A 5028-nucleotide genomic window follows, 5' to 3' on the forward strand; every position below is an offset into this window, starting at 1 on the left:
GGGGTGGACTCCGACGCGAGGGGCGCGGGAGGCGCGGACGCGAGAGACGGCCCTGAGGGCTGCGGGCCGGACGGCTGAGGACCGGAGGGCTGGGCGGCGGGAGGCCGGGGCGCGGAGGACATGGCCTCATCCTGCCCGGGGCGCGGTGTCCTCGCGAGCCGGTTTCGCGGCGGTCACGGGGCGAGTGCGACGACGAGGTCGGCGCGGTGCCGGCCGGCCGCGACCAGGCGCGCGTTGGCCTCGTCCGACCGGTGCACGAAGCGCTCGGCGGCCGCGCGGGGCTTGCCGAACCGTTCGTGCCGGTCGACGAGACGGCGTACCCGCTCGTCCTGGTCGAGCTCCAGGTACCAGGTCTCGTCGAGCAGGTCCCGTACGCCGGCCCAGGGGCCCTCGTCGAGCAGCAGGTAGTTGCCCTCGGTGATGACGAGGGGTACGTCCGCCGGGCCGGGCACCGCGATGCTGCCGGCCACGGGCTCCTCGATCGCCCGGTCGAAGGCGGGCGCGTAGACGACGGCGCCCGGCGGATGCGGGGTGCGCAGCCTGGCCAGCAGGGCGGCGTACCCGGCGGCGTCGAAGGTGTCGGGGGCGCCCTTGCGGTCCGTACGGCCGAGGCGCTCCAGCTCGGCACCTGCCAGGTGGAAGCCGTCCATGGGGACGAGTACGGCGAGTCCGCCGAGGTGGTCGACGAGATGTGCGGCGAGGGTGGACTTGCCCGCCCCGGGCGGCCCCGCGATGCCGAGGACGCGGCGGCGGCCGGGGACGACGAGGCGGCGGGCGCGGTCGACGAGGCGGTGCGGTTCCATGAGGGCATTGTGGCCTCGGGAGGCCGGCGACGGGTGGCGTGGGGTAGGAAGGGGCCATGCAGCACATCGCTCTCGTCACCCTCGTCGTCCGTGACTACGACGAAGCCGTCGCCTTCTACACCGGCGCGCTCGGCTTCGACCTGGCCGAGGACTCCGACCGGGGCGACGGCTCCCGCTGGGTCGTCGTCCGCCCACCCGGCTCCGCCGACGGCACGGGGCTGCTGCTGGCGCGCGCGAAGGACGACGAGCAGCGCGCGCGGGTCGGCGGCCAGACGGGCGGGTGGGTCGGCTTCTTCCTGCACACCGACGACTTCGCGCGCGACCACGCCCGGATGACGGCGGCCGGCGTCCGCTTCCTGGAGGAGCCGCGCCACGAACCGTACGGCTCGGTCGCGGTCTTCGAGGACCTGTACGGCAACCGCTGGGACCTTCTGCAGCCCGCCTGAGGTGGTGGCGGGCCCGCGCGCCGTTCCGCCCGGCCCGCCCGAGGACGGCACGGACGGCGGACGCCGGAGGAGGACAAGGGGGAGGGGCGGCGGACAACCGCCCGGGCTGGGTATCACCGAGGTGACCGGCCCGTACGACGTCCGCCGTTTCCACCACGGGAGCCGCCCCATGCATGACGACCGAAGCATCGTGGAACACCGCCTGCGCCGCGTCCTCACCGAGCGCCTGGGGCCCGCCGTCCATTCCCGGAGGTCGCCGCTGACCGTCGGGAAGTGGGAGGTCCCGGGCGAGCCCGTGCCGGTCGCCGAGGGCCTGTCCGCCGTGTACGAACCGGCCGCGCCGGGGCAGCCGTGGGGCCCGGCGTGGGGCACGACCTGGTTCCGGGTCACCGGCCGGGTGCCGGACGAGTGGCGGGGACGCACCGTGGAGGCCGTCGTCGACCTGGGTTTCGACCGGGGGATGCCGGGCTTCCAGTGCGAGGGGCTGGTCTACCGCCCGGACGGACAGGCCGTGAAGGCCCTGAACCCGTTCAACGACTGGGTGCCGGTCGCCGACCCGGCGCGGGGCGGCGAGGAGGTGCTGCTGTACGTCGAGGCCGCCGCCAATCCGGTGCTGGCCGGCCAGACGCCGACGTACGAGGGTGACCGGCTGACCTCGTCCGCCGAACCGCTGTACCGCGTCGGGCGGACGGAGCTGGTGGTCGTCGAGACCGAGGTCTGGGAGCTGGTGCGGGACCTGGAGGTGCTGGGGTCGCTGATGCCCGAGCTGGCGGAGGGCGACGCGCGGCGCTGGGAGATCCTGCGCGCGGTCGAACGCGCGCTGGACGCCGTCGACCTGGCCGACGTCGCCGGTACGGCCGCCCGCGCCCGCGCGGAGCTGACCGGGGCCCTCGCCTCGCCCGCGAACGCGTCCGCGCACCGGATCAGCGCGGTCGGGCACGCGCACATCGACTCGGCGTGGCTGTGGCCGCTGCGCGAGACGGTGCGGAAGGTGGCCCGTACCTGCTCCAACGTGGTGGCTCTGATGGACACTCACCCGGAGTTCGTCTTCGCGATGTCGCAGGCGCAGCAGCTCGCCTGGATCAAGGAGCACCGGCCCGAGGTCTTCGCGAAGGTGAAGAAGAAGACCGAGGACGGGCAGTTCGTTCCGGTCGGCGGCATGTGGGTGGAGTCGGACACCAACATGGTGGGCGGGGAGGCGATGGCCCGTCAGTTCCTGTACGGGAAGAAGTTCTTCCTGGACGAGTTCGGCGTCGAGACCGAGGAGGTCTGGCTGCCGGACTCCTTCGGCTACACGGCGGCGATGCCGCAGCTCGTCCGGCTGTCGGGTTCGAAGTGGTTCCTGACGCAGAAGATCTCGTGGAGCCAGTCCAACACCTTCCCGCACCACACCTTCTGGTGGGAGGGCATCGACGGGACGCGGGTCTTCACACACTTCCCTCCCGTCGACACGTACAACAGCGATCTCGGCGGCGCGCAGCTCGCGCACGCGGCCCGCAACTACCGGGAGAAGGGCCGGGCGTCACGCTCACTGGTCCCCTTCGGGTGGGGGGACGGCGGTGGGGGCCCCACGCGCGAGATGCTCGCCCGGGCCGAGCGGCTGCGGGACCTGGAGGGCTCCGCCAGGGTGGTGGTCGAGAAGCCGGCCGCCTTCTTCGCGAAGGCACAGGCCGAGTATCCGGACGCGCCGGTGTGGGCGGGCGAGTTGTACCTGGAGCTGCACCGGGGCACGTACACCTCGCAGGCCAGGACCAAGCAGGGCAACCGGCGCAGCGAGTCGCTGCTGCGGGAGGCGGAGCTGTGGTCGGCGACGGCGGCGGTGCGGGTGGCCGGCCACGCCTATCCGTACGACGACCTGGAGCGGATCTGGAAGACGGTCCTGCTGCACCAGTTCCACGACATCCTGCCGGGCTCGTCGATCGCGTGGGTGCACCGGGAGGCGCGGGAGACGTACGCGCGGGTGCGGGCGGAGCTGGAGGCGATCAGCTCGGCCGCGCAGGAGGCGCTGGCGGGCGAGGGGTCGTCGCGGCTGACGTTCAACGCGGCGCCGCACGCGCGCCGTTCGGTCCCGGCGGGCGGTGCGGCGGTCGTCCCGCCCCGCACGTCGCCCCCGGTCACAGCGGTGAGCCGCGAGGCCGGCGGGTACGTCCTCGCCAACGGCCTGCTGCGGATCGTCGTGGACGCGCGCGGGCTGGTGGTGTCGGCGTACGACATCGGGGCGGGCCGGGAGGCGGTGGCGCCCGGCGGGGCGGCCAACCTGCTCCAGATCCATCCGGACTTCCCGAACATGTGGGACGCGTGGGACATCGACGCGTTCTACCGCCACAACGTCACCGACCTGGTGGACGCCGACCGCCTCACCCTCACCGAGTCGGGGGACGAGCGGGCGGTGGTGACGGTGGAGCGCTCCTTCGGCGCCTCGGCCGTTGTCCAGCGCCTGGCCCTGCGGTCGGGCGCGAAGGTGCTGGACATCGAGACGGACGTCGACTGGCACGAGAGCGAGCAGCTCCTGAAGGCGGCGTTCCCGCTCGACGTGAAGGCCGACAGGTCGGCCGCCGAGACGCAGTTCGGCCACGTGTACCGGGCCACGCACACCAACACCTCGTGGGAAGCGGCGAAGTTCGAGATCTGCGCGCACCGCTGGATCCAGGTGGAGGAGCCGGGGTGGGGGGCGGCGCTCGTCAACGACTCGACGTACGGCCACGACGTGACCCGTACGGTACGGGAGGACGGCGGGCAGACCACGACCGTCCGCCTCTCCCTCCTGCGCGCCCCGCGCTACCCGGACCCGGCCACCGACCAGGGCGCCCACCGGCTGCGTTTCGCGCTGGCGCCCGGCGCGACGGTCGCCGACGCGGTGCGGGAGGGGCACTGGATCAACCTGCCGGAGCGTACGGTCGCGGGCTCCGGCGCCCCGGTCGAGCCGCTGGTCGTGTCGGGCGACGAGCGGGTGGTCGTGGAGGCGGTGAAGCTGGCGGAGGACCGTGGCGGGGACGTGGTCGTGCGCCTCTACGAGGCGTCCGGCGGGCGCGCTTCGACCACGCTCGCGACCGGTTTCCCGGTCACCTCCGTGACGGCGACGGACCTGCTGGAGCGCCCCCTGGCGGACGCACCGGCGTACGAACCGGGGCCGGACGGCACGCTGGAGCTGACGCTGCGCCCGTTCCAGATCCTGACGCTGCGGATGGGGCGCGGCGCGTAGGGCCGCAGGGGCGGGTCGCCGGGCCCCCGGGAAACGCCCGGCGGGGCAACCCGTGCGCAGCGTCCCGCCGCATGCCCCGCGCCGCCGGGAACCGGGCCGCCCGCGTCACCCCTGAGCCCCGTCCAGCGCCCCCGTCAGCCGGCCCAAAAGCTGCTGGAGGCCGAGGATCTCCTCGACCGAGAGGCCGGTCGCGGCCAGGATCCGACGAGGCACGGGCAGGGCCCGCTCGCGCAGCTCCGCGCCCTCCTCGGTGAGGTGAACCGTCACCGAGCGTTCGTCCTCGGGGCTGCGCTCGCGTCGCACCAGGCCGGCCGCCTCCAGCCGCTTGAGCAGCGGGGAGAGCGTTCCGGAGTCGAGCCGCAGCTGCTCGCCGATCGCCTTGACGGGCTGCGGGCCGTGCTCCCAGAGAACCAGCATGGCCAGGTACTGGGGGTAGGTGAGCCCGAGGTCCTTGAGCGCCTCCCGGTAGACGCCGCCGAAGGCACGGGAGGCCGCGTGCAACGAGAAGCAGACCTGGTGGTCGAGGCGGAGCAGCTCCGCGTCGGACACGGTGGGGCGGGCCGGGCCGGTGGTGGGC

At 74.0% G+C, this 5028-nt stretch carries 4 protein-coding genes; 2 read left to right on the forward strand and 2 right to left on the reverse strand.

Features of this window, described 5'->3' with window-relative positions:
• Window positions 1–173: 173 nt before the first annotated feature.
• Complete coding sequence (locus tag E2E34_RS31235) at window positions 174–803, reverse strand: nucleoside/nucleotide kinase family protein (RefSeq protein ID WP_138905220.1); 630 nt, start codon at window positions 801–803, stop codon at window positions 174–176.
• A gap of 56 nt (window positions 804–859) precedes the next feature.
• Between E2E34_RS31235 and E2E34_RS31240 the strand changes: the two genes are divergently transcribed.
• Together E2E34_RS31240 and E2E34_RS31245 are read left to right on the forward strand one after the other, a co-directional pair.
• A complete protein-coding gene (locus E2E34_RS31240; protein ID WP_138905221.1) occupies window positions 860–1249 on the forward strand; it encodes a VOC family protein in 390 nt (129 codons plus the stop codon).
• Window positions 1250–1418: 169 nt separating this feature from the next.
• Window positions 1419–4451 carry an alpha-mannosidase gene (locus tag E2E34_RS31245; RefSeq protein ID WP_138905222.1) on the forward strand — a complete coding sequence of 1011 codons (3033 nt, stop codon included), beginning with the start codon at window positions 1419–1421 and terminating at the stop codon, window positions 4449–4451.
• A 105-nt stretch (window positions 4452–4556) separates the two neighbouring features.
• On the opposite strand, the gene E2E34_RS31250 is transcribed toward E2E34_RS31245, so the two are convergent.
• Window positions 4557–5000 (reverse strand): MarR family winged helix-turn-helix transcriptional regulator, encoded by a 444-nt coding sequence (locus E2E34_RS31250; protein WP_138905223.1) that lies wholly within the window; start codon window positions 4998–5000, stop codon window positions 4557–4559.
• Window positions 5001–5028 lie beyond the last annotated feature (28 nt).

Source organism: Streptomyces albidochromogenes (assembly GCF_005981925.1).
In the GTDB taxonomy this organism is placed as follows: Bacteria; Actinomycetota; Actinomycetes; order Streptomycetales; family Streptomycetaceae; genus Streptomyces; species Streptomyces albidochromogenes.